At 64.2% G+C, this 24,883-nt stretch carries 31 protein-coding genes and 1 other RNA gene; 12 read left to right on the forward strand and 20 right to left on the reverse strand.

Annotated elements, in window-relative coordinates; translation table 11 throughout:
- Positions 1-79: 79 nt before the first annotated feature.
- The gene (locus B6V76_RS13795; protein WP_088724845.1) at positions 80-1,210 is read right to left on the reverse strand and encodes an S-(hydroxymethyl)glutathione dehydrogenase/class III alcohol dehydrogenase; all 1,131 of its coding nucleotides are present in this window, start codon (positions 1,208-1,210) and stop codon (positions 80-82) included.
- A 73-nt stretch (positions 1,211-1,283) separates the two neighbouring features.
- Here B6V76_RS13795 and B6V76_RS13800 point away from each other — a divergent pair, with 73 nt between their 5' ends.
- The 5 genes from B6V76_RS13800 to B6V76_RS13820 all read left to right on the forward strand — a co-directional run bounded on the left by B6V76_RS13800 (position 1,284) and on the right by B6V76_RS13820 (position 4,656).
- Positions 1,284-1,652, forward strand: coding sequence for an I78 family peptidase inhibitor (locus B6V76_RS13800; RefSeq protein WP_088720148.1), 369 nt, complete (start codon positions 1,284-1,286; stop codon positions 1,650-1,652).
- Between the two features lie 5 nt (positions 1,653-1,657).
- Positions 1,658-1,960, forward strand: coding sequence for an I78 family peptidase inhibitor (locus B6V76_RS20265; RefSeq protein ID WP_088727722.1), 303 nt, complete (start codon positions 1,658-1,660; stop codon positions 1,958-1,960).
- A gap of 287 nt (positions 1,961-2,247) precedes the next feature.
- Positions 2,248-2,595, forward strand: a complete 348-nt coding sequence (locus B6V76_RS13810) for a DUF2794 domain-containing protein (protein WP_075775706.1) — start codon at positions 2,248-2,250, stop codon at positions 2,593-2,595.
- Between the two features lie 107 nt (positions 2,596-2,702).
- Positions 2,703-3,803, forward strand: a complete 1,101-nt coding sequence (aroC, locus tag B6V76_RS13815; protein WP_088727723.1) for a chorismate synthase — start codon at positions 2,703-2,705, stop codon at positions 3,801-3,803.
- Positions 3,804-4,035: 232 nt separating this feature from the next.
- Positions 4,036-4,656, forward strand: a complete 621-nt coding sequence (locus tag B6V76_RS13820; protein ID WP_075775704.1) for a TetR/AcrR family transcriptional regulator — start codon at positions 4,036-4,038, stop codon at positions 4,654-4,656.
- Between the two features lie 21 nt (positions 4,657-4,677).
- Here the strand turns inward: B6V76_RS13820 and B6V76_RS13825 are convergent, their stop codons facing one another.
- The 7 genes from B6V76_RS13825 to B6V76_RS13855 all read right to left on the reverse strand — a co-directional run bounded on the left by B6V76_RS13825 (position 4,678) and on the right by B6V76_RS13855 (position 10,268).
- Positions 4,678-5,460, reverse strand: a complete 783-nt coding sequence (locus B6V76_RS13825) for an NYN domain-containing protein (RefSeq protein ID WP_088727724.1) — start codon at positions 5,458-5,460, stop codon at positions 4,678-4,680.
- A 91-nt stretch (positions 5,461-5,551) separates the two neighbouring features.
- Complete coding sequence (locus B6V76_RS13830; protein ID WP_088727725.1) at positions 5,552-5,899, reverse strand: antibiotic biosynthesis monooxygenase; 348 nt, start codon at positions 5,897-5,899, stop codon at positions 5,552-5,554.
- 77 nt (positions 5,900-5,976) lie between these two features.
- Positions 5,977-6,777 carry a cytochrome c1 gene (locus B6V76_RS13835; protein WP_075775701.1) on the reverse strand — a complete coding sequence of 267 codons (801 nt, stop codon included), beginning with the start codon at positions 6,775-6,777 and terminating at the stop codon, positions 5,977-5,979.
- A gap of 20 nt (positions 6,778-6,797) precedes the next feature.
- The gene (petB, locus tag B6V76_RS13840; RefSeq protein WP_075775700.1) at positions 6,798-8,114 is read right to left on the reverse strand and encodes a cytochrome b; all 1,317 of its coding nucleotides are present in this window, start codon (positions 8,112-8,114) and stop codon (positions 6,798-6,800) included.
- A 12-nt stretch (positions 8,115-8,126) separates the two neighbouring features.
- Complete coding sequence (petA, locus tag B6V76_RS13845) at positions 8,127-8,687, reverse strand: ubiquinol-cytochrome c reductase iron-sulfur subunit (RefSeq protein WP_075775699.1); 561 nt, start codon at positions 8,685-8,687, stop codon at positions 8,127-8,129.
- A 370-nt stretch (positions 8,688-9,057) separates the two neighbouring features.
- Positions 9,058-9,771 (reverse strand): response regulator transcription factor, encoded by a 714-nt coding sequence (locus B6V76_RS13850; RefSeq protein ID WP_088720151.1) that lies wholly within the window; start codon positions 9,769-9,771, stop codon positions 9,058-9,060.
- Positions 9,771-10,268, reverse strand: coding sequence for a MarR family transcriptional regulator (locus B6V76_RS13855; protein ID WP_075775697.1), 498 nt, complete (start codon positions 10,266-10,268; stop codon positions 9,771-9,773). Before B6V76_RS13855 ends, B6V76_RS13850 begins: the two co-directional genes overlap by 1 nt.
- A 152-nt stretch (positions 10,269-10,420) precedes the next feature.
- Between B6V76_RS13855 and B6V76_RS13860 the strand changes: the two genes are divergently transcribed.
- Positions 10,421-11,290, forward strand: coding sequence for a branched-chain amino acid aminotransferase (locus B6V76_RS13860; RefSeq protein ID WP_075775696.1), 870 nt, complete (start codon positions 10,421-10,423; stop codon positions 11,288-11,290).
- Positions 11,291-11,377: 87 nt separating this feature from the next.
- Here B6V76_RS13860 and B6V76_RS13865 read toward each other — a convergent pair whose 3' ends face one another.
- The 12 genes from B6V76_RS13865 to B6V76_RS20185 form a co-directional block, all read right to left on the reverse strand.
- Positions 11,378-11,563: a hypothetical protein gene (locus tag B6V76_RS13865; protein ID WP_075775695.1), complete on the reverse strand. Its 186-nt coding sequence runs from the start codon at positions 11,561-11,563 to the stop codon at positions 11,378-11,380.
- Between the two features lie 103 nt (positions 11,564-11,666).
- The gene (locus B6V76_RS13870) at positions 11,667-12,608 is read right to left on the reverse strand and encodes a DMT family transporter (protein WP_088722643.1); all 942 of its coding nucleotides are present in this window, start codon (positions 12,606-12,608) and stop codon (positions 11,667-11,669) included.
- Positions 12,609-12,654: 46 nt separating this feature from the next.
- Positions 12,655-13,695 (reverse strand): tRNA epoxyqueuosine(34) reductase QueG, encoded by a 1,041-nt coding sequence (gene queG / locus B6V76_RS13875; protein ID WP_088720152.1) that lies wholly within the window; start codon positions 13,693-13,695, stop codon positions 12,655-12,657.
- An 81-nt stretch (positions 13,696-13,776) separates the two neighbouring features.
- Positions 13,777-14,442, reverse strand: a complete 666-nt coding sequence (locus B6V76_RS13880) for a glutathione S-transferase family protein (protein ID WP_075775693.1) — start codon at positions 14,440-14,442, stop codon at positions 13,777-13,779.
- 226 nt (positions 14,443-14,668) lie between these two features.
- Positions 14,669-15,268 carry a recombination mediator RecR gene (recR, locus tag B6V76_RS13885; protein ID WP_088720153.1) on the reverse strand — a complete coding sequence of 200 codons (600 nt, stop codon included), beginning with the start codon at positions 15,266-15,268 and terminating at the stop codon, positions 14,669-14,671.
- Between the two features lie 4 nt (positions 15,269-15,272).
- On the reverse strand, positions 15,273-15,617 hold the full coding sequence (locus B6V76_RS13890) for a YbaB/EbfC family nucleoid-associated protein (RefSeq protein ID WP_075775691.1): 345 nt from the start codon (positions 15,615-15,617) through the stop codon (positions 15,273-15,275).
- Positions 15,618-15,745: 128 nt separating this feature from the next.
- Positions 15,746-17,476, reverse strand: a complete 1,731-nt coding sequence (locus tag B6V76_RS13895) for a DNA polymerase III subunit gamma/tau (RefSeq protein WP_088727726.1) — start codon at positions 17,474-17,476, stop codon at positions 15,746-15,748.
- 63 nt (positions 17,477-17,539) lie between these two features.
- Positions 17,540-18,451, reverse strand: a complete 912-nt coding sequence (locus B6V76_RS13900) for an MBL fold metallo-hydrolase (RefSeq protein WP_088727727.1) — start codon at positions 18,449-18,451, stop codon at positions 17,540-17,542.
- A gap of 105 nt (positions 18,452-18,556) precedes the next feature.
- Positions 18,557-18,653: signal recognition particle sRNA small type (gene ffs / locus B6V76_RS13905), an RNA gene on the reverse strand.
- Between the two features lie 153 nt (positions 18,654-18,806).
- Positions 18,807-19,853 (reverse strand): YeeE/YedE family protein, encoded by a 1,047-nt coding sequence (locus B6V76_RS13910; RefSeq protein WP_088720162.1) that lies wholly within the window; start codon positions 19,851-19,853, stop codon positions 18,807-18,809.
- Between the two features lie 42 nt (positions 19,854-19,895).
- Positions 19,896-20,204: a metalloregulator ArsR/SmtB family transcription factor gene (locus B6V76_RS13915; RefSeq protein WP_075775687.1), complete on the reverse strand. Its 309-nt coding sequence runs from the start codon at positions 20,202-20,204 to the stop codon at positions 19,896-19,898.
- 212 nt (positions 20,205-20,416) lie between these two features.
- The gene (locus tag B6V76_RS20185) at positions 20,417-20,902 is read right to left on the reverse strand and encodes a hypothetical protein (RefSeq protein WP_240497870.1); all 486 of its coding nucleotides are present in this window, start codon (positions 20,900-20,902) and stop codon (positions 20,417-20,419) included.
- Positions 20,903-21,013: 111 nt separating this feature from the next.
- On the opposite strand from B6V76_RS20185, the gene B6V76_RS13925 reads away from it, so the two are divergent.
- The 6 genes from B6V76_RS13925 (at position 21,014) to soxA (ending at position 24,832) form a co-directional block, all read left to right on the forward strand.
- Positions 21,014-21,751: a cytochrome c biogenesis protein CcdA gene (locus B6V76_RS13925; RefSeq protein WP_240497871.1), complete on the forward strand. Its 738-nt coding sequence runs from the start codon at positions 21,014-21,016 to the stop codon at positions 21,749-21,751.
- Positions 21,752-21,776: 25 nt separating this feature from the next.
- Entirely contained in the window at positions 21,777-22,331 is a 555-nt protein-coding gene (locus tag B6V76_RS13930; protein WP_075775686.1) for a thioredoxin family protein, read from the forward strand.
- Positions 22,332-22,565: 234 nt separating this feature from the next.
- Positions 22,566-23,042: a sulfur oxidation c-type cytochrome SoxX gene (soxX, locus tag B6V76_RS13935; protein WP_075775685.1), complete on the forward strand. Its 477-nt coding sequence runs from the start codon at positions 22,566-22,568 to the stop codon at positions 23,040-23,042.
- Between the two features lie 37 nt (positions 23,043-23,079).
- Positions 23,080-23,502: a thiosulfate oxidation carrier protein SoxY gene (gene soxY, locus B6V76_RS13940; RefSeq protein ID WP_075775684.1), complete on the forward strand. Its 423-nt coding sequence runs from the start codon at positions 23,080-23,082 to the stop codon at positions 23,500-23,502.
- 28 nt (positions 23,503-23,530) lie between these two features.
- A complete protein-coding gene (gene soxZ, locus B6V76_RS13945; RefSeq protein ID WP_075775683.1) occupies positions 23,531-23,857 on the forward strand; it encodes a thiosulfate oxidation carrier complex protein SoxZ in 327 nt (108 codons plus the stop codon).
- 114 nt (positions 23,858-23,971) lie between these two features.
- Complete coding sequence (gene soxA, locus B6V76_RS13950; RefSeq protein WP_088720164.1) at positions 23,972-24,832, forward strand: sulfur oxidation c-type cytochrome SoxA; 861 nt, start codon at positions 23,972-23,974, stop codon at positions 24,830-24,832.
- Positions 24,833-24,883: the final 51 nt, after the last annotated feature.

The raw sequence follows: 24,883 nt of genomic DNA on the forward strand, positions 1-24,883 counted from the left end.
ACAAGCCCGAAACGGTCTGCGCTTCGGGCTTGTTCAAATATCCCGGGGGGGGGCGGGGGCAGCGCCCCCGGCCTTGGGGTCAGTAGATCACGACCGAGCGGATCGACTCGCCCGCATGCATCAGATCGAAGGCCTTGTTGATGTCTTCGAGCGGCATCGTGTGGGTGATCATCGAGTCGATCTCGATCTTGTCGTTCATGTACCATTCGACGAATTTCGGCACATCGGTGCGGCCCTTGGCGCCGCCGAAAGCGGTGCCTTTCCATGTCCGGCCCGTGACGAGCTGGAACGGGCGGGTGGAGATTTCCGCGCCCGCGGGTGCGACGCCGATGATGACCGAAACGCCCCAGCCGCGATGCGAGCACTCGAGCGCGTCGCGCATGACGTTCACGTTGCCGGTTGCGTCGAAGGAGTAATCCACGCCGCCGATCTGGTCGCGCTCGGTCTTGGTCAGGTTGATGATTTCCTGCGTGACCGAGTGGTCGAGCTTCGAGGGATTCACGAAATGGGTCATGCCGAACTTGCGCGCCATTTCCTCTTTCGCGTCGTTCAGATCGACGCCGATGATCATATCGGCGCCCGCCATGCGCAGGCCCTGGATCACGTTCAGACCGATCCCGCCGAGGCCGAAGACGGCGGCGGTCGAGCCGATCTCGACGCCTGCAGTGTTGATCACCGCGCCGATGCCGGTGGTGACGCCGCAGCCGATATAGCAAATCTTGTCGAACGGCGCGTCGTCACGGACCTTGGCGAGCGCGATCTCGGGCATCACGGTGTGGTTCGCGAAGGTCGAGCAGCCCATGTAGTGATAGATCGGCGTGCCATCGAGCATCTTGAAGCGCGTCGTACCGTCCGGCATCAGGCCCTGACCTTGCGTGTTGCGGATCGCGGTGCAGAGGTTCGTCTTGCCCGACAGGCAGGACGGGCATTCGCGACATTCCGGCGTGTAGAGCGGGATCACGTGGTCGCCCGGCTTCAGCGTGGTGACACCTTCGCCGACTTCGAGCACGACGCCCGCACCCTCATGGCCGAGGATGGTCGGGAAGATGCCTTCGGGATCGGCGCCAGAGCGGGTGAATTCGTCCGTGTGGCAGATACCGGTTGCCTTGATTTCGACGAGCACTTCGCCCGCTTTCGGGCCGTCCAGTTCCACTTCCATGATTTCGAGCGGTTTTCCCGCTTCGAGCGCGACTGCGGCACGGGTTCTCATAAGCGCATACTCCTTGTATAAATTCGGAGAGAGCCTGCGTTATCGGCGCGGCCAATGCAATGAAGGGTGCGACATGTTGAAACGATTTTTCGTCATGGGGTCGATGCTGGCGCTTGCGGCCTGCGACCCCGCCGGTCCGATGAGCGAGACACCCACCGATGGGGCATACCCCGCGCCCCAGCCCTATGCGCCCGCGCCCTATGTCACCCCCCCGGTGAGCGTCACGAAGGGCGGTTTGCAGGAGCGTGAGCCCGACACTTGCGGGGCGGTGAAATATACCTCGGTTCTGGGTCAGCCGGCGGCGCAGATCCGGACGCTCGGGATTACCAAACCCTATCGCATCGTCGAATGGCGCGGCGTCGAGGATCAGGTCTACAACCCGCAGCGCGTCGTGTTTCGTCTCGACTCGCGCGGGAACGTTTACAACATCGATTGCGGGTGAGCCTGATGGAGCGCGGCAGGGCGCGGATCGGGCTCATTGTCACGTTAGGGGTCGCAGCGTTCGGGTTGGCGGCCTGCCAACCCCGCGTTTCGCCGCCTCGGTCGGGCCCGCCCGGCGCGGGAACCTGTCCGCCGCCCGGGCTCGCGGCGCTCCAAGGGGGGCCTGAAACCGTGCTGGCGGCGCTCGATATCGCGCGGCCGCATCGCATCATTCATCCGGGCGACGCGGTGACGATGGATTACGCCCCCGGCCGGGTGAATTTCGAGATCGACGAGAACGGCACGATCGCGGCGGTGCGCTGCTACTAGGCAGGGGGGCCGCTGATGCTCTGCACATGAAAGAGCCCCGTGTCTGACCAGGACGCGGGGCTTTTTCTGCAGGAGGGAAAAGCGCCCGACGATACGTACTGGGTGGGGGCTGTTAACCGCACCGTCGGGCTTTAGCGTTTTCCGCTGACTACAGGATGTCGATGAAACCCGGCAGGAAGGCGCAGGAAATCAGGCTTTTTCTAGGTCATAATCCGGCGCGGCGAAGGCGCGTTCAACCTTAGCGCGGGTGGGCTTGATTTGCGCCGCGTGCGATGTACCCTTTGTAAATGACGGTTCAAACGCCTTCCCCCTATCCGAACCCTTCCGGCGCACCGGAGCAGATCGCTTTCGACCGCTCCGAGCTTGGCGTGATCCTGTCACTTTACGGGCGCGCCGTCGCGGCCGGGGAGTGGCGCGATTACGGGATGAGCTTCTTGCGCGATGTCGCGGTTTTCTCGATCTTTCGCCGCGCCGCCGAAGTGCCGATCTACCGGATCGAGAAACGGCCCGCGCTGCGTGCGAAACAGGGGCAATATGCGGTGATCGGTCAGCAGGGGCAGGTGCTGCGGCGCGGCCATGATCTGCGCCAGGTGCTGCGCGTGCTCGAGCGCAAGCTGATCCGCGCGGTGGAGTAGGGGCGCTACGCGCTTTGAGAGAGTGTCGCCCCGCTGCCATGCACGTTGCCTCGCAGCCCCCGACTTGCTAAGCCAGCGCCGAAGGAAACCTGCGAGGCGCGCGTCCCATGTCGTTCAACACTTTCGGTCATCAGTTCCGCGTCACCACCTGGGGCGAAAGCCACGGGCCTGCGCTTGGCGCGACGGTGGATGGCTGCCCGCCCGGCATCGAGATCGACGAGGCGTTCATCCAGCAATTCCTCGACCGTCGCCGTCCGGGCCAGTCGAAGGAGACGACCCAGCGCAAGGAGCCTGACGCGGTGCGTATCCTCTCGGGCGTGTTCGAGGGCAAGACGACCGGCACGACGATCCAGCTGATGATCGAGAATACCGATCAGCGCTCGAAGGATTATGGCGAGATCGCGCGGCAGTTCCGCCCCGGCCATGCCGATATCACCTATCACCAGAAATACGGTATCCGCGACTATCGCGGCGGCGGGCGCTCGAGCGCGCGCGAGACGGCGGCGCGGGTGGCGGCTGGCGGTGTGGCGCAGGCCGCGCTTCGCCAGTTGGTCCCCGATCTGCAGATCTACGGCTACATGGTGCAGATGGGCGCGAAACATCTCGATCGCGCGAAGTTCGACCGCAACGCGATCCTGCAGAACCCGTTCTTCCTGCCCGACGCCGAAGCAGTGGATGAATGGGCCGATTACCTCGCGGCGATCCGCAAGGGCCAGAATTCGGTGGGCGCTGCGATCGAGGTGGTGGCCGAGGGCTGCCCGGCGGGGCTGGGCGCGCCGATCTACGCCAAGATGGATACCGAGCTGGCCGCCGCGATGATGTCGATCAACGCGGTCAAGGGCGTCGAGATCGGCGAGGGCATGGCCGCGGCGGCGCTGACCGGCGTGGAGAATGCCGACGAGATGGTGATGGGCCCCGAGGGCGTCGAATATCTGTCGAACCGCGCGGGCGGTATCTTGGGCGGGATCACCACCGGCCAGCCGATCACGGTGCGCTTCGCGGTCAAGCCTACCTCGTCGATCCTGACGCCGCGCCGCTCGGTCAATGTCGCGGGCGAAGAGGTGGAGGTGATCACCAAGGGCCGCCACGATCCCTGCGTCGGCATCCGCGCGGTACCGGTGGCCGAGGCGATGATGGCTTGCGTGATCCTTGACCAGTTCCTGATGGACCGGGCGCAGACCGGCGGTATTCGCGGCACGATCGGCTGAGGGGCGCCGCCCCCCTCGATGGAAGGCGAGATGACCGAGGAAAGAGGGGGCTCTGCCCCCGCTCCTGCGGAGCCCCCCGGGATATTTGGTGCCAAGCCGAAACAGGGCGGGAGCTTTAGCGGATTGCCGCACGCGTGCCGCCATGACGTGACGTTGTGCGACCTTGCGGGATATAAACCGCGCGGTTTATTCTGCGGACCCCGGGGGGTCGTTTCCCGGAACCGGAGGACAGATGTCGCAGGCAGATCAGATCAATCGCGGACGCAAATTCGACCAGGTGCTCGAAGGCGCGCGCACGATCTTTCTGCGCGACGGGTTCGATGGGGCCTCGGTCGACGATATCGCCAAGGAAGCGGGTGTGTCGAAAGCCACGCTCTACAGCTATTTCCCGGACAAACGGCTGATGTTCGTCGAAGTCGTGCGCTCGCAACTGAAAGAGCAGACGGACAGCGCCGTCGCCACGATCGATTTCGGCGCAGCCCCCGAAGTGGTGCTTTCGCTTGCCGCGTCGCAGATCGTCGAGTCGATGAGCTGCAAGATGAACGAAGGGCTCTACCGGCTCTGCGTTTCCGAATCTGAGCGGTTCCCCGAGCTTGGCCGCGCCTTCTACGCGGCGGGGCCGGCGCTGGTGCACGAATTGCTGATGGATTACCTGCGCTGCGCGGTGGAGCGGGGCGAGCTGGTGATCGACGATATCGACCTCGCCGCTTATCTGTTCATCGAGCTGTGCAAGTCGGAACTGCATCCGAAGCTGCTGTTCGGGATTTGCGACAGCTTCAGCCGTGAAGAGAAAGAGCGCGTGATCCGCGGCGCGGTCGCGATGTTCCTTGCGCGCTACGGCGTCCCCACCTGAGCGCGGACCGATCTGGCCCGATCAGGCCAGATCGCGCACCATCCACTGATTGCCTTCGCCGCGCTGCAGCTGGAAACGGCCCGTCTTGATCAGCAGGTCGGAAAGTTTCGCGCTGCCATAGGTGCGGGTGTCGAAATCCGGGTTTGCCTGCGTGATGAACTGACCGAGCTGGCCCAGCGAATACCATTCCTCTTCCAGACCGATCGCCTTCATCGCGTTGACGATGATCGGGATCGCGGCCTTCGGCTCCTGCTTGCCACTCGAGGATTTCGGGGCGGCGGCACTGGTCTTGTCCGAGGCGGGCTTGGTCGAGGTCTCCGCGGTGCTCTCGCCATTGCCGAGGTTCTCGACATAGATGAAGCGTTTACAGGCCTTGCGGAAGGCTTCGGGGGTCTTCTGCTCGCCGATGCCGTAGACATCGAGCCCCTGTTCGCGGATGCGAGCGGCGAGGCGGGTGAAGTCGCTGTCCGAGGAGACCAGCACGAAACCATCGAACAGGTCGGAATGCAGGAAATCCATCGCCGCGATGACGAGGCCGATATCGGAGGCGTTCTTCCCCTTAGTATTGGCAAATTGCTGATCCGCGACGAGGCCGAGTTCGGCGACGCGCTTGGCCCAGCCCGCTAGGCGCTGCGCCGACCAGTCGCCGTAGATCCGGCGCACCGAGGCTTCGCCGAGCGAGGCGATCTCTTCGAAGATCGCTTCGGCATATCCGGCGGGCACGTTATCGGCGTCGATCAGCACGCACAGACGCGGGGCGCGGGAGGCGGGGCTGATATGCGGCAGGTCGGAAATGTCGGGCATTGTTACTCCTCGTGTCCCCTTCCAGATAGCCCGCTTGCCCCCGACATCCAAGAGCGCAACCGCATTGCGCGGCGTCAGCGGCAGGCGCGGTTCAGCGCCCCTCCGGACCGTCATACTGGCGTTCGACCTTGGCGACGCGCAGCGCGTAGTGGAGATACCAGCGATCCTTGCCGAGGCGTTGGGCGAGCTGGTGCTTCGCCACCGCCTTCCACGCAATCAGAGCGGTCTCGTCGGCCCAGTAGCTGACGGTGAGGCCGAAGCCTGTTCCGTCGCGTGCGCTCTCCACCCCGAGATAGTCGGGCTGCTGGGCGGCAAGCGCGGCCATCTCCGCGGCCATCGCGCCATATCCGTCGTCGGGTGCACCGCGGAGAGAGGCGAAGATCACCGCGTAATAGGGCGGGTCGGGCAGCGGCGCAAAGCCTGGCGGCGGGATAGACATCGGGCAGCTCCGGGAAATGGAAAACGCCCCCTCGCGGGCGAGGAGGCGTTCATCAGTCTAGCAGGTCGGGCCCAGGCTTACAGATCGAACTGCTTACCCTTGTGGGGCGCCCAGAGCTTCTTGTTGGTCAGGTAAAGCAGCGTGCTCAGCACGATCAGCATCATCACCGCCACGAAGCCCCAGCGCTTGCGCGATTCCAGCTTCGGTTCGGCCGTCCACATCAGGAATGCGGAGACGTCCCGGGCCATCTGGTCGACGGTTGCGGGCGTGCCGTCCTCATACTCGATGAGGTCTTCCGAGAGCGGAGGGGGCATCGCGATCCAGCCACCCGGGAAGGCGTGGTTCTCGTAGAAGATCGAGCCCGCTTCTTCCTTTTCCTCGCCGGTGAAGCCGGTGAGCACCGCGTGGATGTATTCGGGGCCACCGATGCCGCGGAAGAACTGGTTGATGCCGAGGCCGTAGGGGCCGTGGAAGCCCGCGCGCGCTTTCGCCATCAGCGACAGGTCCGGACCCATGCCCATGCCGGAGATGAACGGGAAGTGGTCCGTCTCCTTGCCGGGGCGCTCTTCGCCGGTTTCCTTGTCCATCACGGTGAACTCGGCCGCGTAGGCACGCACCCAAGCCGGGTCCATCATCGGGCCGCCCTGATCCGCAAGCGTGCGGAACGCGACGTAGCGCAGCCCGTGGCAGGCCGAGCAGACCTCCCGGTAGACCTGGAAGCCGCGACGCAGCTGCTGCTGGTCGAAGGTCCCGAAGGGGCCCTCGAAGGAGAAGCTGATATCCTCGATATGGCCGCCTTCGGCCGCCACCGCCGGGTTGACCAGGGTGCTCGCCCCGATCACCAGCGCGGAGAGGGCAGAGATCAGAAGATGTTTCATTTTGTGTCCCTCTTCCTTACTCATTCAGCCGGTTTGATATTGTAGTGGTGGTTGAAGTCTTCCTCGATCGTCGCCGGCATCGCTTGCGGCTTCTCAATCAGGCCCAGGAGCGGCAGGATCACGAGGAAATAGACGAACCAGTAGGTCGCGCCGATCAGCGAGATGTAGGGATAAATCCCGTCGGTCGGCATCGCGCCCACCCACATCAGCACCATGAAGTCGATCGCCAGAAGCCAGAACCACCATTTGAACATCGGGCGGTACGAGCCCGAACGCACTTTCGAGGTGTCGAGCCACGGGGCCAGCGCCATCACGAGGATCGCGCCGAACATCGCGAGCACGCCGAAGAACTTGGCGTCGACGATACCGAAGGTGATCCAGTTGACGAACATCACGGCCCAGACGTCCGAGGTGAAGGCGCGCAGGATCGCGTAGAACGGCAGGAAGTACCATTCGGGCACGATGTGTGCGGGCGTCGCCAGCGGGTTCGCCTCGATGTAGTTGTCGGGGTGGCCGAGGTAGTTCGGCATGAAGCCCACGACAGCCGAGAAGACCAGGAGGATCACGGCGAGCGCGAACAGGTCCTTGATCACGAAATAGGGCCAGAAGGGCAGGGTGTCCTTCTCCGCTTCCGCTTTCGAGCCGGTGCGGACCGGAACGCCCGTCGGGTTGTTGTTGCCCGTGGTGTGGAAGGCCCAGATATGCACGATCACCAGGGCTGCGATCACGAAGGGCAGCAGGTAGTGCAGCGAGAAGAAGCGGTTCAGCGTCGCGTTGTCCACCGCCGGGCCGCCGAGCAGCCAGGCCTGGATCGACTCGCCGATGCCCGGGATCGCGCCGAACAGGCCGGTGATCACGGTTGCACCCCAGAAGGACATCTGGCCCCAGGGGAGAACGTAACCCATGAACGCCGTGCCCATCATGCACAGATAGATGATCATGCCGATGATCCAGGTGATCTCGCGGGGCGCCTTGTAGGAGCCGTAATAAAGGCCGCGGAAAATGTGGATATAGACGGCGAGGAAGAACAGCGAGGCGCCGTTCGCGTGGATGTAGCGCAGCATGTAGCCGCCATTCACGTCGCGCATGATGTGCTCGACCGAGGCGAAGGCCAGGTCGACATGCGGGGTGTAATGCATCACCAGAACGATGCCGGTGACGATCTGCAGCACGAGGCAGAACGCCAGCACGATGCCCCAGATCCACCACCAGTTCAGGTTCTTGGGGGTGGGGATCATGATCGTGTCGTAGATCAGCCCGATGATGGGAAGACGCTTGTGCGTCCACTTTTCGAAGCCCGTCTTGGGCTCGTAATGGTCGTGGGGAATGCCCGACATCTAACTGCCTCCTCAGCCCAGTTTGATCGTGGTGTCATCGGTGAACTGGGCCACCGGGATGTTCAGGTTGCGCGGGGCAGGACCTTTGCGGATCCGGCCGGCGGAGTCGTAATGCGACCCGTGGCAGGGGCAGAACCAGCCGTGGTAATCGCCCGACTCGTTGCCGATCGGCACGCAGCCCAGGTGGGTGCACACGCCGATCATCACCAGCCATTCGCCTGCCTCGTCGAGGGTGCGGTTCTGGTCGGTCGCCTCGGCGCCCGGCTTGTTCGCGTTCTCGGCCGAGGTGTCGACCAGTTCGGACAGCGGAACCTCGCGGGCGTATTGAATTTCTTCTTCGGTGCGGCGGCGGATGAAGACCGGCTTGCCGCGCCATTTCACCGTGAGCTGCGTGCCGAGCTCGACGCCGGAAACGTCGACGAAGATCGACGAGAGCGCCTTGACGTCGGCCGATGCATTCATCTGGTTCACCAGCGGCCAGACGGCCGCGCCGGTCACCACCGCGCCGGTGCCGGCGGTGGCGTAGTAGAGGAAATCCCTCCGGGTGCCTGCGTTATTATCTGCGTGGGACACGTTGTCTCTCCTTCCCGGGCCCGCGAGGGGGCCGATAGTGACGTGCCGGGGCACGTCGCGCGGTGCCGCCAAACATGGCCGCTCTCATACCAATCACGAATTTGTCAGTCCAGAACACAATCAACTGAATTTGTGCTGAGGGGCAGTTAAATGTCGCTCTTGCAACAGATCACCCCGGGTCAATGGCCGTGCGTGCCGGGGAAGGGGGCGCCCGGCAAGTTCAATGCACAAATGCCGCTCCCGATTGAGGAAAAGCGATTCGTGGCGTTTTGAACATGTAAAAGTTTCACATGCTTTAGCGTGAACTGACCAGAACCGCCGCCTGCCATGCCACTGCGAGGCGCAATCAAGATGTAGTGTTCGCCTCCGCTCAGTCGGGCGCGAGCATGTAGCCCAGACCGCGCACCGTCTGCAGGTAGCGGGGTTCGCGCGGGTCGCGCTCTATCTTGCGGCGCAGGCGTGTGATCTGCACGTCGACCGCCCGGTCGCCGCCGCCTTCTTCGCCATTGCCCCGCTCGCGGCCCAGTTCCTCGATCAATTCCGTGCGGCTGACCACGTCGCCCGCATGAGTCGCGAAGATGCGCATCAACTGCACCTCTGTCGCGGTCAGCTTCACCGGCGTGTCGCCATCCCACAGCTCGCCCCGGTCCTGATCGTATTTCAGCGGCCCCAGCGAGAGGTATTTCGGGCCGCTCTCGGTTTCCTGCGGAACCCGGCGCAGGATCGCGTTGATCCGCAGCAGCAGTTCCTTCGGCTCGAACGGCTTTGCGAGATAGTCGTCGGCGCCGGCTTCGAGCCCCTCGATCCGCTCGCGCGTCTCGCCCCGTGCGGTCAGCAGCAGGATCGGCGTGCTTACCGATCTGCCGCGCAGGTCACGGGTCAGGCTGAGCCCGTCTTCGCCCGGCATCATCACATCCATCACGATCAGATTGAACTCCAGCCCCGCCAGCAACGAGCGCGCATGGCCCGCGTCGCGCGCCGCAGTGACGAGAAAGCCGTGTCGCTGCAAAAAGCTTTTCAGCAGCGTCCGGATGCGTTCGTCATCGTCGACGATAAGCAGATGAGGTTCGGCCGAGTAGGGCATCAGTCGTCTTTCATCATTTGATAGAGCTTGTGCAGATCGGGGCCCATCATCGCCTCGAGCACCTGCCGGAAACCCGCCACCGCCTGCGGCCCCGCGGCGCGATAGGCAGAGCGCATTCGCCCCCGCTGCGCCTCGGACAGTGCGCGTTCCAGCGTCTCGCCCTCGGCCGTCAGATGCAATCGCCGCTCGCGCTTGTCGCGGGTACCGACGCGGCTTTCCACCAGCCCGTCCTCGATCAGCGTGCGCAGCACCCGGTTCAGTGATTGCTTGGTTACGCCCAGAACTGCGAGCAGCGTCGTCACCGTCAGCCCCGGCTGGCGGTTGATGAAATGCAGCGCGCGGTGATGCGCGCGTCCGTAGCCGTATTCTTCGAGCAGTCGGTCAGGGTCGGCGGTAAAGGCGCGATAGGCGAAGAACATCGCTTCGATGCCCTTGCGCAATTGCTCGTCCGTCAGGAAAAGAAGTGTCTCGCCCCCGGGGCTGCCGCTATCTGCCATATCGTCCCTCTCTTTTGTGTGACTTTATGTCAGCCTTGTTGACTTTCCAAGACTCAACTGTTACCGCAAAGCAGTTTTCGCGCAAGAAAATGTCCACTTCGGACGTAGATTGCGCAATAATCGTAAATTGGCGTGGCTGCAAGGAGAGTAAGATGTCGGGCTCGTATGAGGATCGTGACGGCAAGATCTGGATGGATGGACAGCTTGTGGATTGGCGCGACGCCAATGTCCACATCCTGACCCACGCGCTGCATTACGCGTCCTCCGTCTTTGAAGGCGAACGTTGCTACAACGGAAAGATTTTCAAAGGCGAAGAGCATTCCGCCCGCCTGCGGAAGTCGGCGCAGCTGCTCGATATGGAAATCCCCTATTCGGTCGAAGAGATCGAGAAGGCGAAATACGACATGCTGAAGGCCAATGGCTGGACCGACGCCTATGTGCGCGCGGTCGCATGGCGTGGCGCGGGCGAGGATATGGGCGTCTCGGCGCGCAAGAACCCCGTGCGTCTGGCGATCGCCGGCTGGGAATGGGGCAACTATTACGGGGACGCGAAGATGAAGGGCGCCAAGCTCGACATCGCGAAATGGCGTCGCCCCGACCCGCGCACGATCCCGGCCGAGGCCAAGGCGGCCGGTCTCTACATGATCTGCACCATGTCGAAGCACGCCGCCGAAGATCGCGGCTTCTCGGATGCGCTGTTCATGGATTGGCGTGGCTACGTCGCCGAGGCGACCGGCGCGAACATCTTCTTCGTGAAGGACGGCGAGGTGCACACGCCCAAGGCTGACGTCTTCCTCAACGGGATCACGCGGCGTACGGTGATCGGGCTGCTGGAAGAGAAGGGTATCAAGGTGCACGAGCGCCTGATCGAGCCGACTGAACTGGCCGAGTTCGAGCAGTGCTGGCTCACCGGAACCGCCGCCGAGGTGACCCCGGTCAGCCAGATCCGCGAGTTCAACTTCGAGGTCGGCGCGCTGACCCGCGACATCGCAGAAACCTACGAAAAGCTCGTGCGCACCTGATCCACGTAACGCTTTGAGAAAACAGAAGGGCGTGCTTGACGGCACGCCCTTTCGCGTTTTCGATGCTCTCGAGCGCTGACAGGACGGTCAGGTGACTTCGTTCCGTTCGATGCGCAGGAACTGTTTCATGCGCGCGCCGTTATCCGGCCGCCCACGCTTGCTGAGCTCCTTGATTGCCGGGTGGATACCTTCGCGCCGCTGCAGTTCGAGAAACCGCTTCACGCGCGGCCCTTCGGCCTTGAGTTCGGCGCGGTCGATGATGTGACGGGACATGTCTTCCTCCTCTCGTCATCGCCTCTGATCCTTTAAGTATAACACGGTTCGACCGAGTCGTGTTTCAATGACAGGAGATTTTTTGTCGCGGGCGGATCGGCGCTCAGCCCTGCGGCGTCGCGGCCTTGCGGGCGCGCTTGCGCTCCAGCCCAAGCCAGTGCTCGCGCAGAATGATCGCGATGCCAGCGACGATGATCAGCGCAGCCCCCGCCAAGGTGGCATGGCTCGGCACTTCCGAGAAGACCGTATAGCCGATCACCAGCGCCAGCAGCATCGAGGCGTAATCGAAGGGGGCCACCAGCGAGGCATCGGCGAAGCGATAGGCCGAGGTCAGCATGATCTGCCCGGTGCCGCCGATCAGCCCCGCGAGGATCAGGAGTGTCGCTTCCCACGCTGTCGGCATCACCCAGCCGAAGGGCAGCGAGGCCAGTGAGAGCACCGAGGCGGTGCAGGAGAACCAGAACACGATCGCCGAGGTGCGCTCGGAGCCGACCATGCGGCGGATCTGGATCTGCGCCAGCGCCGCGCAGGTGGCCCCCGCAAGCGCCAGCCCCGCGCCAAGCGCCTCCGCCCCGCCTTCGGGTCCGCTGCCGCCCAGCCGGGGCCACAGCACGATCAGAACACCGACCATCCCCAGCCCGACCGCCGAGAAGCGGAAGATTCGCACCGTCTCGCCCAGCAAGAGCGCCGCGAAGACGACCGTCAGCAGCGGTGCCGCATAGCCCAGAGCGGTCGCCTCGGGCAGCGGCAGGAAGGCGAGCGCTGCGAAACTCAGCGCCATCGCGGTGGTTCCCACCACCCCGCGCAGGACATGGTTGATCGGTTTCTCCACCCGCAATCCGCCCTGCAACTCACCGCGCCACAGCAGCCAGAGCAGGATCGGCACAATGCCGAAGAAGGAGCGGAAGAACACTGCCTCGCCCGGTGGCACCCGGTCGGAGACCGATTTGATCAGTGCCTGCATGATGACGAAACCCGTAACCGTGCCGAGCTTCAGCGCGATTCCAAGGAGCGGGCGAGGGGTCTGGGTGGTGACGGGCATCATGACCGCGATGAGATAGGCCGCGACGGGATCGGGGCAATCGGTTTCGTCATGCGACGCGCTCGAGCCGATCAAGAGCCCATCGCGCGGCCTCGGCCACCACCGGATCGGGATCGCTCAGGTGCGGGCGCGCGGCCTCGGCCAGCGCCGGATCGCCGGAATTTCCGATCGCGTAAAGCACGTTGCGCAGGAAACGGTCGCGCCCGATCCGCTTGATCGGCGAGCCCGAGAACCGCGCCCGGAACCCGGCATCGTCGAGTGCAGCCAGTTCTGCCAGGGGCGGCGCGCCGACGCCGCCGTGATAGCGCGCCTCCCGCGCCTCTGCGGCGAACTTGTTCCATGGGCAGACGGCCAGACAATCGTCGCAGCCATAGATGCGATTGCCCATCTTGGCGCGCAGCTCTTCGTCGATCGGGCCCTTATGCTCGATCGTCAGATAGGAGATGCAGCGCCGTGCGTCGAGCTGGTAGGGCGCAGGAAAAGCCTCGGTCGGGCAGATGTCGAGACAGGCCGTGCAGGACCCGCAATGGCTGATCTCCGGCGCGTCGGGCGGCAGCTCCACCGTGGTGAAGATCGCGCCGAGGAAGAACCAGCTGCCCAGATCGCGCGCAAGAAGATTGGTGTGCTTGCCCTGCCAGCCGAGACCCGACGCCTCGCCCAAGGGCTTTTCCATCACCGGGGCGGTGTCGACGAAGACCTTGATCTCCGCGCCCTCTGGTGCCTGATCGAGCAACCAGCGCCCGACGCGCTTGAGCCTCTTCTTCACCAGATCATGGTAATCCTTGCCTTGCGCATAGGCAGAGATCACCCCGCGATCGCGCGCCTCCAGCAGGTCCAGCGGGTCGTAATCGGGCGTGTAGGTCTCGGCCAGCATCACGACCGAGCGTGCCTCGGACCACAGCGCCGCCGGATCGCCGCGCCAGCCCATCCGCTCTTCCATCCAGCCCATCTGGCCATGCATGCCCGCACCCACGAAGGCGGCGAGCCGCTCGGCCGCCTGCGGGATCGCGTCCGGCGTGGTGATGCGCGCCTTCGAGAAACCCTCGGCAAGGGCCGTCTCGATCAACCGCGCTTTCAACTCCGCATTCATGGCTTCGCCTTGGTGCAAATATCCCGGGGGGCCGCGCCGCAGGCCGGCGGGGGCAGAGCCCCCTCGGCGCGCGCGAAGCCCTCAGAAATCCAACTCCGCATATTGCGGTGCGGGCGGCATGCCGGGCAGCTGATCGGCGAGAAGCGAGCGGAAGGCCGGGCGCGACTTGATCTTCGCATACCAGTCCTTCACGGCCTCTTGTCGGTTCCAGTCCACGTCGGAGATATAATCGAGGCAGCTCAGATGCGCGGCCGCAGAGAAATCCGCAAGCGTCATCACGTCGCCAGCAAGCCAGCGCCGCTGCTCCAGCAGCCAGCCCATGTAATCGAGGTGATACTTGATCGCGGACAGGCCCGCCTTGACCGTCTTGCTATCCGGATATCCTTCCTTGCGGACCTTCTTCCAGACCCGCTCGCCCATGATCCGCTGCGTGACTTCGGTGTTGAACTTGTCGTCGAACCACGAGCACAGGCGGCGCACCTCGTAGCGTGCGGCGGGATCGCGCGGCATCAGCGGCGCGTCAGCATGCGTCTCGTCGATATATTCGCAGATCGCCTGACTCTCGGCCATCATCATGCCGTCCATCTTCAGCACCGGCACCTTGCCCGCCGGGTTGCGACGGAGGAAATCGGCCTGCTGCTCCCAGTATCGTTCCTCGACCAGTTCCACCTCCAGCTTCTTCTCGGCGAGCGTGAGGCGGACCTTGCGGCAGAACGGGGAGAGGGCGACATGGTAGAGGCGGATCATCGGGGCGACGCTCGCAATTCTCGTTGGGGATTTGGGGGAAGTGATAACGGCGGGCGCGGGCGGGTTCAATGGCGACGAGCCCGCCGATGGGCGCTCCCTTGCCGGGAGGGCGCGCGGGCCGCATGGGGCGGATGCCTCCGGCGGGGATATTTTTCCCAAGCCGAAAGGAGCGCTCAGCGCTGGGGTATCGGTTTGGACTTCGGTTTCGGGGCGGGTAGGGAGGCCGTCAGAAACTTTTACGCGCGCGCAGCGCCGCCTGGATCGTGCCGTCGTCGAGATAGTCCAGCTCGCCCCCGATCGGCACGCCCTGGGCGAGGCTGGTCACTGCGATGCCGCGCCCTTCGAGCGCCTCGGCGATGTAATGGGCGGTCGTCTGACCCTCGACGGTGGCGTTGAGGGCGAGGATCACCTCGGTGATGCCTTCCTCTGTGGCGCGTTCGAGCAGGTCGGGGATGCGAAGGTCTTCCGGGCCGATCGCATCGAGCGCGGAGAGCGTGCCGCCAAGGACGTGATAGCGGCCCTTGAAGGCGTGGCCGCGCTCCATCGCCCAGAGATCGGCCACATCCTCGATCACGCAGATCTCGCCGGTGGCGCGTTTCGGGTCTTCGCAGATGTCGCAGATCGGCGCGGTGGAGATATTGCCGCAGCGCTGGCATTCGCGCGCACTGCGGGCGACCCCGGCCATCGCCTCGGCCAAGGGGCCCATCAGCTGCGCGCGTTTCGAGATCAGATGCAGCACCGCACGCCGGGCGGAGCGGGGGCCAAGCCCCGGCAGCCGCGCCATAAGGGCGATCAGCGCCTCTATATCGTCGCGCGCGCCGCTCATAGGATCAGACCGGTAGGTCCATGTTCTCGGGCAGGCCCAATTCGCGCAGAAGGCGTTTCTGCTCTTCCTGCTCGCGGAACTTTGCCTTTTCCTGCGTGTCCTTGATCGCAGCGAGGATCAGGTCTTCGACGACTTCCTTCTCGGAGGCCTGCAGGATCGAGGGATCGATGGAGAGCCCGGTCAATTCGCCCTTCGCGGTGGCGCGGGCCTGTACGAGACCGGCCCCGGCCTCGCCGGTGACGACGATGGATTTGAGCTCTTCCTGGAGCTGACCCATCTTCTCCTGCATTTCCTTGGCGGCCTTCATCATCTTGGCCATGTCGCCCATGGCGCCCAATCCCTTGAACATCGCTTTCTCCGTCACGTTTGGCTTGAGTGAGAGATACGCATCGCTGCGCGGAGGAACAAGGGACAAGCTGGGAAAACGGCGCGGCAGGGACGGCGCGTGCGATTGCGCGGGAGCGCCCCCGGCGCGGCTCAGCCTTCCTCGAAGGGATCCCATTCGTCTTCGACCTCGGCCAGGGCCTCGGCCTCGATCGCGGTGGTGTCTTCCTCGGGCAGGATTTCGATCTTCGCGCCGGGGAAGCGGGCGAAAATCTCTGCGACCAGCGGGTTCTTCATCGCCTCGGCCTCGGCCTTCGCGAGCTCTTCCGCCTTCACCTCGGCTATGGTCGGCGCGCCGCCTTCGGAGACGACCGACACGCCCCAGCGCGCGCCGGTCCAGCCCTGCAGCCTTGCCGAAAGCGTCGCGGCGAGGTCGCGCGAGGCCTGTGGGGTCGGTTCGAACTCGATCCGGCCGGGGCGGTAATTCACGAGGCGCAGGTTGCTCTCGACCTCCAGCAGCAGGGTCATGTCGCGCATCCGGGCGATCAGGTCGACCACGTCGTCGAAACTGGCGAAACGGGCAAGCGCGTCGGCCATCGGATCGTGCTGTTGGGCGGGGGCGGCGGCGGCAACAGCGCCGCCACCGGCACGCCGGGCGCGCAGCGTCGCGCCATGCACCGGCCCGGTCGAAGGCGCGGGGCCCCGGCCTGCCGCTTGGGTCTGGGTGTTGCTTTGCTGGATTTTCTTGATCAGCGTTTCCGGGTCGGGCAGGTCAGCCACATGGGTCATGCGGATCACGGCCATTTCGGTGGCCATCATCGCATTGGGCGCGCCTGCGACTTCTTCGAGCGCCTTGAGCAGCATCTGCCAGAGCCGCGACAGCACACGCATCGGAAGCGCGGCCGCCATCTCCTGACCGCGAGTGCGTTCCTCGGGCGGAACGGTCGGGTCTTCGGCGGCTTCGGGCGTGACCTTGATGACGGAGACCCAATGGGTGATCTCGGCCAGATCGCGCATGATCGCCATCGGATCGGCGCCGTCGGCATATTGCGCGGCGAGCTCGGTCAGCGCCTCGGCGGCCTGACCGTGCAGGATCATGTCGAAGAGGTCGAGGACGCGGGCACGGTCGGCCAGACCCAGCATCGCGCGGACCTGTTCCGCCGTGGTCTCGCCTGCGCCATGCGCGATCGCCTGATCGAGCAGCGAGGTCGCATCCCGCGCGGAGCCTTCGGCGGCGCGGGTGATCAGCGCGAGCGCGTCATCGGCGATCTCGGCACCTTCCGCATCGGCGATCCGGCGCAGCAGCGCGATCATCTCCTCGGGCTCGATCCGGCGCAGGTCGAAGCGCTGGCAGCGCGAGAGCACGGTGACGGGCACCTTGCGGATCTCGGTGGTGGCAAAGATGAACTTCACATGGGCGGGCGGTTCCTCGAGCGTCTTCAGGAGCGCGTTGAACGCGCTCGTCGACAGCATGTGAACCTCATCGATGATATAGACTTTGTAGCGCGCCGAGGCCGCCCGGTAATGCACGCTCTCGATGATCTCGCGGATGTCGCCCACACCGGTGCGCGAGGCGGCGTCCATCTCCATCACGTCGACATGGCGGCCTTCCATGATCGCGCGGCAATGTTCGCACACGCCGCAGGGATCGGTCGTGGGGGTGCCGTTGCCGTCGGGGCCGATGCAGTTCAGCCCTTTGGCGATGATCCGCGCCGTGGTGGTTTTCCCGGTGCCGCGAATCCCGGTCATGATGAAGGCCTGCGCGATCCGGTCGGCCGCGAAGGCGTTCTTGAGCGTGCGCACCATCGGTGCCTGTCCGATCAGATCGGCAAAGGTCTCGGGGCGGTACTTGCGGGCGAGAACCTGATATTGGGTGTCGGTCATCGAAGCTCCGGTATCATAAGCAGCCGCCAGACTAGGCCCCCCGGGCGTCGACGTCCACCCGGCTCATTCCCACTCCATCTGGCTGAATACCGCCTGCGCGTTGCGTTTGGCGAGCGTGTCGAAGTCCGCGAGATATTCGAATTGCGACTGGTCCACGTCGACCGAGCCGATGATGTCGCCGCCGTCATCGATATAATCGGCCATCCGGCTGCGCAGATTGGTCAGGTAATCATAGGTGTCGCGAGTCGCCGTCGCGAGATCGGTGGCGGGGCCGTGGCCGGGAACGATATGGGTGGGCTCATAGGCGGCCATCGCCTCGAAGGCTTCGACCCAGCCTTTCGAGGACGACATGTCGAGCACGCCGAGGATGCGGCCCACGAAGACGATATCGCCGGTGAACATCACTTTTTCCGCAGGCAGCCAGACGAAGCTGTCGCCAGGAGTGTGGGCCGGGCCGGGATGGGTGATCTCGATCTCGCGCCCGCCGAGGGTGAGCGTGTAGCGTTCGTCGAAGGTGGTGTCCGCGTAGACCGGCTCCGTGCCGGCGAGCGCGTCCTTGCCGACCAGCGCGTCGAGCATCGTCAGTTCCAGCGAGGCGCGGGCCTTCTGGTCGGCGAGCGCATCCGTCGAGGTGATGATCTCGGCGCCATGCTCTTTCCAGTAGCCATTGCCGAGCCAGCGGTGATCCTGCCCACCGGTGTCGATCACATATTTCACCGGCTGATCGGTCAGCGTGCCGATCACCTCGTCGAGCGCCGCCGCCCCCTTGTAGGTGCCGCCCGCATCCACCAGCACCGCGCCCTCATCCGTGACGATCAGCCCGAAGGTCGCGTTATTGCCGAGGTTCTCGGCATCGCGCTGCCCGAAGGGGCCCTCGATCGCATAGGTGTTCGGTGCGACTTCGACGGCGGTAAGCGTCCCGGCAAAGAGCGGCACAGGCAGAATGGCCAGAGCGGCCAGAGCAAAACGAAACATGGTGAAACCTCCCCTTTGACGGGAAGCTTAACGCGGCGACATCAGCCCACAATCGGGCATGGTGACGCGCCGACAAGTTTGGTGCGTTTCGTGGGGAAGGAGGGGGGTGAGAGGCTGGACAGCGACCCAAGCGGGGCTCGTTGCGGCTGCTTCCTTCCGGACCTGACCGGGTTGGCGAGGCGCTCGCCCGCGCCAACCTCTCGAGGGGCGATATAGGAAACCCGGATCAGATTCGCAAGCGTTGTGCGGCAAGACTTCGCGGGGAGAGGGGGCGCTGCCCCCTCGACGCGTCCGCGCCTCACCCCCGGGATATTTCGGCCAAGCCAAAAACGGGAGGGGGACGTGCGGCTCCGGCCTATTCGGGCTGGAAGCCGTGGATCAACTGGCGCAGGCCGATCAACCCGCCGATCACGATGGAGGCCAGCGTGACGGGCGCGGAGAAGGCGAGCACGGCCATCGCGCTTACCCCCTGGCCGATGGAGCATCCGACGGCGATCGTGCCGCCGATGCCCATCAGGGCGGCGCCGCTGACCTGACGGCCCAGTTCGCGCGGATCTTCGCAGGCTTCCCATTTGAAGAGGCCGCGAATGGCCGAGCCGAGGAAGGCCCCGCCGAGAACGCCCGCGACGAGCCCGACGGAGAAGGTGAGCCCTCCCGCGGTGGAGGTCATGAAATACAGGATCGTGCGCCCAAGCGGGGCGGTGAAGGAGGGGGCCTCGACGCCGGTCGCGCCCATGCTCTCTCTGAAGAGGTAGGAGGTGCCGACGAAGCACCAGACCACGGCAAGGCCCGCAGCCACGCCCCAGGCGAGCCGGCGTTTGTCTGCGCGCAGCGGCTGATAGCTCAGCGCCCATGCGAGGAAGCCTGCGGCGACGGGCAGGGCGAAGGTCAGCGGCGGCAGCCCGGTCCGCGCCGAGAGCCAATGCGCGATGCCTTGAGGGGAGGTGGCGGCCTGCTGGTCGAAGATCAGCAGGCGCAGATGCGCGAGGGGGCCGGACAGCGTCACGAAGGCGAAAATCCCCATCACGACAACGATCACCATCGCGCGCAGGTCGCCGCCGCCGAAACGCACCAGCGCCCCGAAGCCGCAATTTCCGGCGAGCGCCATGCCGTAGCCGAAGACCAGCCCGCCCACGATCGAGGCCAAGGGCGACCACTTGATCGTTTGATAGAAGCTGTGGGTGATGTCGGCATAACCCAGAGCCTCGGCTAGGAAGGCGCCGGAGATCGCGACACCCAGCACCACGCCCCAAAGGCGCAGGCGCCTCTGGTCATCGCCATAGGCGGCGCTTTCCAGTGCGCCGAGGGTGCAGAAATCGCCCAGGCGCGCGGCGAGGCCGAGAATCACACCGCCGAGCGCCCCGACCAGGGCCGCCATGGCGCCCATCGGAATCTGTTCCATTGCCCTTCTCCCCCCGGATCACTCAGCGTCCGGTCTCATGGCTCACCGCGTTCCGTCGGTGGCGCAGAACATATCGTAAATCGTTTCGACAAGGCGGCGCGCGCGCGGGTCCGAGAGCGTGTAGTAGATCGCCTTGCCTTCGCGGCGCGCGCTGACGAGCCCCTCGAGACGCAGCCGCGCCAATTGCTGGCTGACCGCGGCCTGGCGCGATTCCAGCAGGTTTTCCAGCTCGGTCACCGATTTCTCGCCCGAACTGAGATGGCACAGGATCATCAGCCGTCCCTCATGGGCGAGCGCCTTCATGAGGTTGGAGGCGTCTTGTGCGCGATCGAGTAGCTCTTCTGCATCCATGCGGGCACATCTCGACTCGGCCGTGGCAGAGGCAAGCTTTTCGGCATGACCGTCAGGCACCAGATGCCGCACCGCATCGTCCTTCCTTGGAGCCGCGCGCAGCGCGACCGTATTAATCGAATGTTTCAGGCTTTAGCATGACGATTCGCCGGAACAAAGCCCGAGAGAACAAAAACCCGCACGGGGCGGGCCAAAAGCACGCACATCAAACCTCAGTTTGAGGGGGGCTGATAGTCCGCGCCATTCTTTTTCAGGGCCTGATCCAGCAGCCCCCAGAAGAAGTCCTCGCTCGCATAGCCTTCGATGCGGGCGACTTCGACCCCGTCCTGCAGCAGGATGAAGGTCGGTGTGAAGAGCGGTTTGCCCCCGGTGATCGTGATGTCGTCAGGGAAGGGCTTGTGCAGATCGACCCGCTGCAGGGGCGCGGTCTTGCCCTCGGGGGTCTTGGGGTAGATCGACGCGAGGTCGTTGTTCCACATGCGGCAATAGACGCAGCCGACCTGCTCGACCATCAGGAGGCGAAACTCGCTCTCGGCCTTGGCTTCTTCGGTCGCGGAGCCGACATCGGTCGTCGTCTCGGCGGATTGCGACGTGGCGTCGGCCCCCGCGGCGTCGGCCCATGAGGCGTGGCCCGTCGCGCTCAGCGAAATCGCCAGCGCCGCAGCCATGGAAATCGTATGCCAAACAATGCGGAACATTGACGGACCCCTTTTTACATATAAAGATCGTAATGTGTTTGACGGGCCCCTTCAAGGACGGTTGGGAGACCGAGGCCATATAGGCTAGGGCGCGTCACGAGGGAGGAAACAGTGCCGATCGATATTACCTATGGCGGGGCGTTTTTTGCCGGCCTGCTGTCTTTTCTGACGCCGTGCATCTTGCCGATGGTGCCGTTCTACCTGTCCTACATGGCCGGGCTGTCGATGTCGGAGCTGCGCGGTGACGGCAAGATCGTCCCCGGTGCGCAGGCGCGGATGGTCGCCTCTTCGGTCGCTTTCGCGTTGGGCGTGACCACGATCTTCGTGCTGATGGGGATGGGAGCCACTGCGCTCGGGGCCGCGTTCCGCGAATGGATGGGACCGCTGAGCTGGGTGGCGGCCGCGGTCCTTCTCGTCTTCGGTCTGCATTTCCTCGGCGTGATCCGGATCCCATTCCTCTATCGCGAGGCCCGGATGGAGGCGAAGACCGATCCGACGACCTTCCTTGGCGCTTACGTGATGGGGCTCGCCTTCGGCTTCGGCTGGACGCCCTGTGTGGGCCCGGCGCTCGCCGCCATCCTTATGGTGGCGTCGGGCATGGGAGAGATCTCCAAGGGCGGGCTGCTGCTCTTTGCCTACGGGATCGGGATGACCTTGCCCTTCATCATCGCGGCCTTCTTCACGCGCCCCTTCCTCGCCCTCATGGCGAAGCATCGCGCGAAGCTTGGCTATGTGGAGAAGGCGATGGGGGTTATGCTGATCCTGTTCGCGGTTCTCATCGTGACCGGGGGGCTGCGCTACATTGGTGAGTTTCTGATCGACGTCATGCCGAGCGGGAGTCTTGGCTGAGGATCTGTTTCAAGGGAGGACGATCATGCGTCATTTTCTGACTGCCGCTTTCACCGCGGCGATGCTGGCCCTGCCGGGTCACGCCGCCGAGATGGGCGATGACGGGCTGCACAAGGAGCCGTGGTTCCACGACACGTTCAAGGACATGTCGGACGATCTCGCGACGGCCAATGACGAGGGCAAGCGCTTCATGGTCATCTGGGAGCAGCGCGGCTGCCTCTACTGCAAGAAGATGCACGAGGAGGTCTTCTCCGATCCCGAAATCGCGCAATACATCACCGACAACTACTATGTCGTGCAGATGAACCTGTTCGGCGATGTCGAAGTGACCGATTTCGACGGCGAGGCTCTGCCCGAAAAAGAGATGGCGATGAAGTGGGGCGTGATGTTCACGCCGACCATGATGTTCTTCCCCGAAGAGGCCTCCGATCAGCCCGCCAACAAGCAGGCCGTTGCACAGATGCCGGGCGCTTTCGGCAAGGGTACGACGATGGCTTTGCTCGAGTGGGTAAAGACTCACGGCTACGAGAGTGGCGTGAATTTTCAGAAGTACGTTGCCGACAAAGTTATGGCGAAGTGATCGCGAGTTTCGCGAATCTGACAGAGTCGTGATCTCGTGCTCGCGGGCGCAGCATTCGTGCTGCGCCCGCGAATGTTTCTGATTTCGCTTAAGAAATCTTGGGTATGCTGCGGTATACGCCGATATGTTCCAGAGAACATATTGGAAAATATGCGGATTTTTGAATTTATCCATTGCGCCGCTGTGATGCGCTCGCTTAAAAGTGAGTCAGGGAGAGAATTTGGGAGGACTTCTATGAAACGCCACGTTGCGTGGGCCGCAATGGCCGCCACCTTCGCAGCCAGCGCCGCGATCGCAGAAACCGCGCCGATGGATGTCAAATTCACCGATGTGGGCGCGGTGACCGAGTCGCTGACCGGTCAGCCGGGCGATCCCGCAAAGGGCGCAGAAGTCGCGGCGACCAAGTCGCTGGGCAACTGCGTGGCCTGCCATAAGGTCTCGGCGCTCGACGCGTCGTTCCAAGGTAATGTCGGCCCGGAGCTGAACGGCGCGGGCGACCGTTGGGACGAGTCGCAGCTGCGCGGCATCGTCGTCGACGCCAAGCACACCTTCGAAGGCACGGTAATGCCGGCGATGTACAAAACCGGTCCCTTCATTCGCCCCGGCGACGGGTACACCGGCAAGGCTGCGCCTGCCGATCTGCCGCCGATCTTGAATGCACAACAGGTTGAGGATGTGGTCGCTTTCTTGATGACCCTCAAGGACGAGTGACCCTCTGAACGACAAACCCGAGAGGAGAAGATACAACATGACCATGACCAGACGTGACGCGCTGGCGCTGGCGATGGGCGGCGTTGCCGCTTCCATGCTGCCGCTGCCCGCGCTGGCCGATGCCGGTGCTGACGCCATCGCCAAGTTCACCGGCGGCGCAGATGCCGCAATGGGTGACGGCGTCACCCTGACCGCGCCGGAAATCGCCGAGAACGGGAATACCGTTCCGATCTCCGTCGATGCGCCCGGCGCAACCGAGATCGCGGTCTTCGCGCCCGGCAACCCGACGCCCGACGTCGTGACCTTCAAGTTCGGTCCGCTGGCCGGCTCGCAGATGGCCTCGACCCGGATTCGCCTCTCGAAGACCCAGGACGTCATCGCTGTCGCCAAGATGGCCGACGGCAGCTACGTCCAGGCGAAATCGACCGTGAAGGTCACCATCGGCGGCTGCGGCGGCTAATTTTTTCGGTATCTGAGGAGACAAGACCATGAAAGGCGTGAGACCCCGCGTAAAAGTGCCGAAAAAAGCTTCGGCCGGTGACACGATCACCATCAAGACCCTGATCTCGCACCCGATGGAATCGGGTCAGCGCAAGGACAAGGATGGCAACGTCATCCCGCGCGAGATCATCAATCGCTTCACCTGCGACTTCAACGGCGAGAACGTCATCGACGTCACCCTCGAGCCGGCGATCTCGACGAACCCCTACATCGAATTCGAGGCGAAAGTCCCGGAATCGGGTGAGTTCAAGTTCACCTGGTACGATGATGACGGTTCGACCTACGAAGACAGCCAGAAGATCGAAGTGAGCTGATCGGCCGAACGGCCAGCGGCGCGTGAGGGAGCGCGCCGCCTCACCAAGAACAGAGAACCGCGCCTGTTTGGGGAGATCGATGGGCGCGGGGCACACCCAGGGAGGACACAGAATATGACGTTGCGCACCAGCCGCACCATCCTTGCCGCCACTGCAGCCTTCGCGCTCAGCACCGCGGCGCTGCACGCCGAAATGGCGGATGACGAGCTCGTCATCAACGGCGACACCCCGATCACGGTGAAGGCGCCCGCCGCCGATCACCTCAAAGGGCATCTCGACGAGGTCTATTCCGGCTGGCTCTTCCGCACGGACGAGACCCGCGCGATGGAACAGGACGACTTCGACAACCCGATCATGATCTTTGCCGAGCAGGGCCAGGAAACCTGGTCGACCGCCGACGGCTCCGAGGGCAAATCCTGCGCGGATTGCCACGGCGACATCAGCGAAGGCATGAAGGGCGTGCGAGCCTCGATGCCTAAGGTGAACGAAGCCGGCAAGCTGTGGTCGGTCGAGGATTACATCAACGATTGCCGCACCAACCGCATGGGCGCCGAAGCCTGGGGTTGGGACAGCGCTCCGATGCACAACATGACCACCGCGATCGCGGTCGAGTCGCGTGGCATGCCGGTCGCGGTCAAGATCGACGGCGAGGCCAAGCCTTTCTGGGAGAAGGGCAAGGAGATGTACTACACCCGCTATGGCCAGCTCGAGCTGTCCTGCGCGTCGTGCCATGAAGAGAACTACGGCAACTACATCCGCGCTGACCATCTTAGCCAAGGCCAGATCCAGGGCTTCCCGACCTACCGTCTGAAGAACGCGGGCGTCGTGTCGATCCACAACCGCTTCAAGGGCTGCATCCGCGACACGCGCGCGGAAACCTACAGCCCCGGTTCGGACGAGTTCCGCAATCTCGAACTCTACGTCGCTTCGCGCGGCCTGGGTCTCGACATCGAGGGTGGCGGCGTCCGTCCCTGACCTGTGAATTGATGCGCGGGGCAGGGCCTCCCTGTCCCGCGCGTTTCGTTT

Source organism: Thioclava sp. IC9, assembly GCF_002213225.1.
Lineage (GTDB): Bacteria > Pseudomonadota > Alphaproteobacteria > Rhodobacterales > Rhodobacteraceae > Thioclava > Thioclava nitratireducens.

What these genes read in the sequence shown, in the direction of transcription:
- B6V76_RS13795 (WP_088724845.1), bottom strand. Translation starts at nt 1,210, where the DNA reads ATGAGAACCCGTGCCGCAGTCGCGCTCGAAGCGGGAAAACCGCTCGAA.
- B6V76_RS13800 (WP_088720148.1), top strand. Translation starts at nt 1,284, where the DNA reads ATGTTGAAACGATTTTTCGTCATGGGGTCGATGCTGGCGCTTGCGGCC.
- B6V76_RS20265 (WP_088727722.1), top strand. Translation starts at nt 1,658, where the DNA reads ATGGAGCGCGGCAGGGCGCGGATCGGGCTCATTGTCACGTTAGGGGTC.
- B6V76_RS13810 (WP_075775706.1), top strand. Translation starts at nt 2,248, where the DNA reads ATGACGGTTCAAACGCCTTCCCCCTATCCGAACCCTTCCGGCGCACCG.
- aroC (WP_088727723.1), top strand. Translation starts at nt 2,703, where the DNA reads ATGTCGTTCAACACTTTCGGTCATCAGTTCCGCGTCACCACCTGGGGC.
- B6V76_RS13820 (WP_075775704.1), top strand. Translation starts at nt 4,036, where the DNA reads ATGTCGCAGGCAGATCAGATCAATCGCGGACGCAAATTCGACCAGGTG.
- B6V76_RS13825 (WP_088727724.1), bottom strand. Translation starts at nt 5,460, where the DNA reads ATGCCCGACATTTCCGACCTGCCGCATATCAGCCCCGCCTCCCGCGCC.
- B6V76_RS13830 (WP_088727725.1), bottom strand. Translation starts at nt 5,899, where the DNA reads ATGTCTATCCCGCCGCCAGGCTTTGCGCCGCTGCCCGACCCGCCCTAT.
- B6V76_RS13835 (WP_075775701.1), bottom strand. Translation starts at nt 6,777, where the DNA reads ATGAAACATCTTCTGATCTCTGCCCTCTCCGCGCTGGTGATCGGGGCG.
- petB (WP_075775700.1), bottom strand. Translation starts at nt 8,114, where the DNA reads ATGTCGGGCATTCCCCACGACCATTACGAGCCCAAGACGGGCTTCGAA.
- B6V76_RS13850 (WP_088720151.1), bottom strand. Translation starts at nt 9,771, where the DNA reads ATGCCCTACTCGGCCGAACCTCATCTGCTTATCGTCGACGATGACGAA.
- B6V76_RS13855 (WP_075775697.1), bottom strand. Translation starts at nt 10,268, where the DNA reads ATGGCAGATAGCGGCAGCCCCGGGGGCGAGACACTTCTTTTCCTGACG.
- B6V76_RS13860 (WP_075775696.1), top strand. Translation starts at nt 10,421, where the DNA reads ATGTCGGGCTCGTATGAGGATCGTGACGGCAAGATCTGGATGGATGGA.
- B6V76_RS13865 (WP_075775695.1), bottom strand. Translation starts at nt 11,563, where the DNA reads ATGTCCCGTCACATCATCGACCGCGCCGAACTCAAGGCCGAAGGGCCG.
- B6V76_RS13870 (WP_088722643.1), bottom strand. Translation starts at nt 12,608, where the DNA reads ATGATGCCCGTCACCACCCAGACCCCTCGCCCGCTCCTTGGAATCGCG.
- queG (WP_088720152.1), bottom strand. Translation starts at nt 13,695, where the DNA reads ATGAATGCGGAGTTGAAAGCGCGGTTGATCGAGACGGCCCTTGCCGAG.
- B6V76_RS13880 (WP_075775693.1), bottom strand. Translation starts at nt 14,442, where the DNA reads ATGATCCGCCTCTACCATGTCGCCCTCTCCCCGTTCTGCCGCAAGGTC.
- recR (WP_088720153.1), bottom strand. Translation starts at nt 15,268, where the DNA reads ATGAGCGGCGCGCGCGACGATATAGAGGCGCTGATCGCCCTTATGGCG.
- B6V76_RS13890 (WP_075775691.1), bottom strand. Translation starts at nt 15,617, where the DNA reads ATGTTCAAGGGATTGGGCGCCATGGGCGACATGGCCAAGATGATGAAG.
- B6V76_RS13895 (WP_088727726.1), bottom strand. Translation starts at nt 17,476, where the DNA reads ATGACCGACACCCAATATCAGGTTCTCGCCCGCAAGTACCGCCCCGAG.
- B6V76_RS13900 (WP_088727727.1), bottom strand. Translation starts at nt 18,451, where the DNA reads ATGTTTCGTTTTGCTCTGGCCGCTCTGGCCATTCTGCCTGTGCCGCTC.
- B6V76_RS13910 (WP_088720162.1), bottom strand. Translation starts at nt 19,853, where the DNA reads ATGGAACAGATTCCGATGGGCGCCATGGCGGCCCTGGTCGGGGCGCTC.
- B6V76_RS13915 (WP_075775687.1), bottom strand. Translation starts at nt 20,204, where the DNA reads ATGGATGCAGAAGAGCTACTCGATCGCGCACAAGACGCCTCCAACCTC.
- B6V76_RS20185 (WP_240497870.1), bottom strand. Translation starts at nt 20,902, where the DNA reads ATGTTCCGCATTGTTTGGCATACGATTTCCATGGCTGCGGCGCTGGCG.
- B6V76_RS13930 (WP_075775686.1), top strand. Translation starts at nt 21,777, where the DNA reads ATGCGTCATTTTCTGACTGCCGCTTTCACCGCGGCGATGCTGGCCCTG.
- soxX (WP_075775685.1), top strand. Translation starts at nt 22,566, where the DNA reads ATGAAACGCCACGTTGCGTGGGCCGCAATGGCCGCCACCTTCGCAGCC.
- soxY (WP_075775684.1), top strand. Translation starts at nt 23,080, where the DNA reads ATGACCATGACCAGACGTGACGCGCTGGCGCTGGCGATGGGCGGCGTT.
- soxZ (WP_075775683.1), top strand. Translation starts at nt 23,531, where the DNA reads ATGAAAGGCGTGAGACCCCGCGTAAAAGTGCCGAAAAAAGCTTCGGCC.
- soxA (WP_088720164.1), top strand. Translation starts at nt 23,972, where the DNA reads ATGACGTTGCGCACCAGCCGCACCATCCTTGCCGCCACTGCAGCCTTC.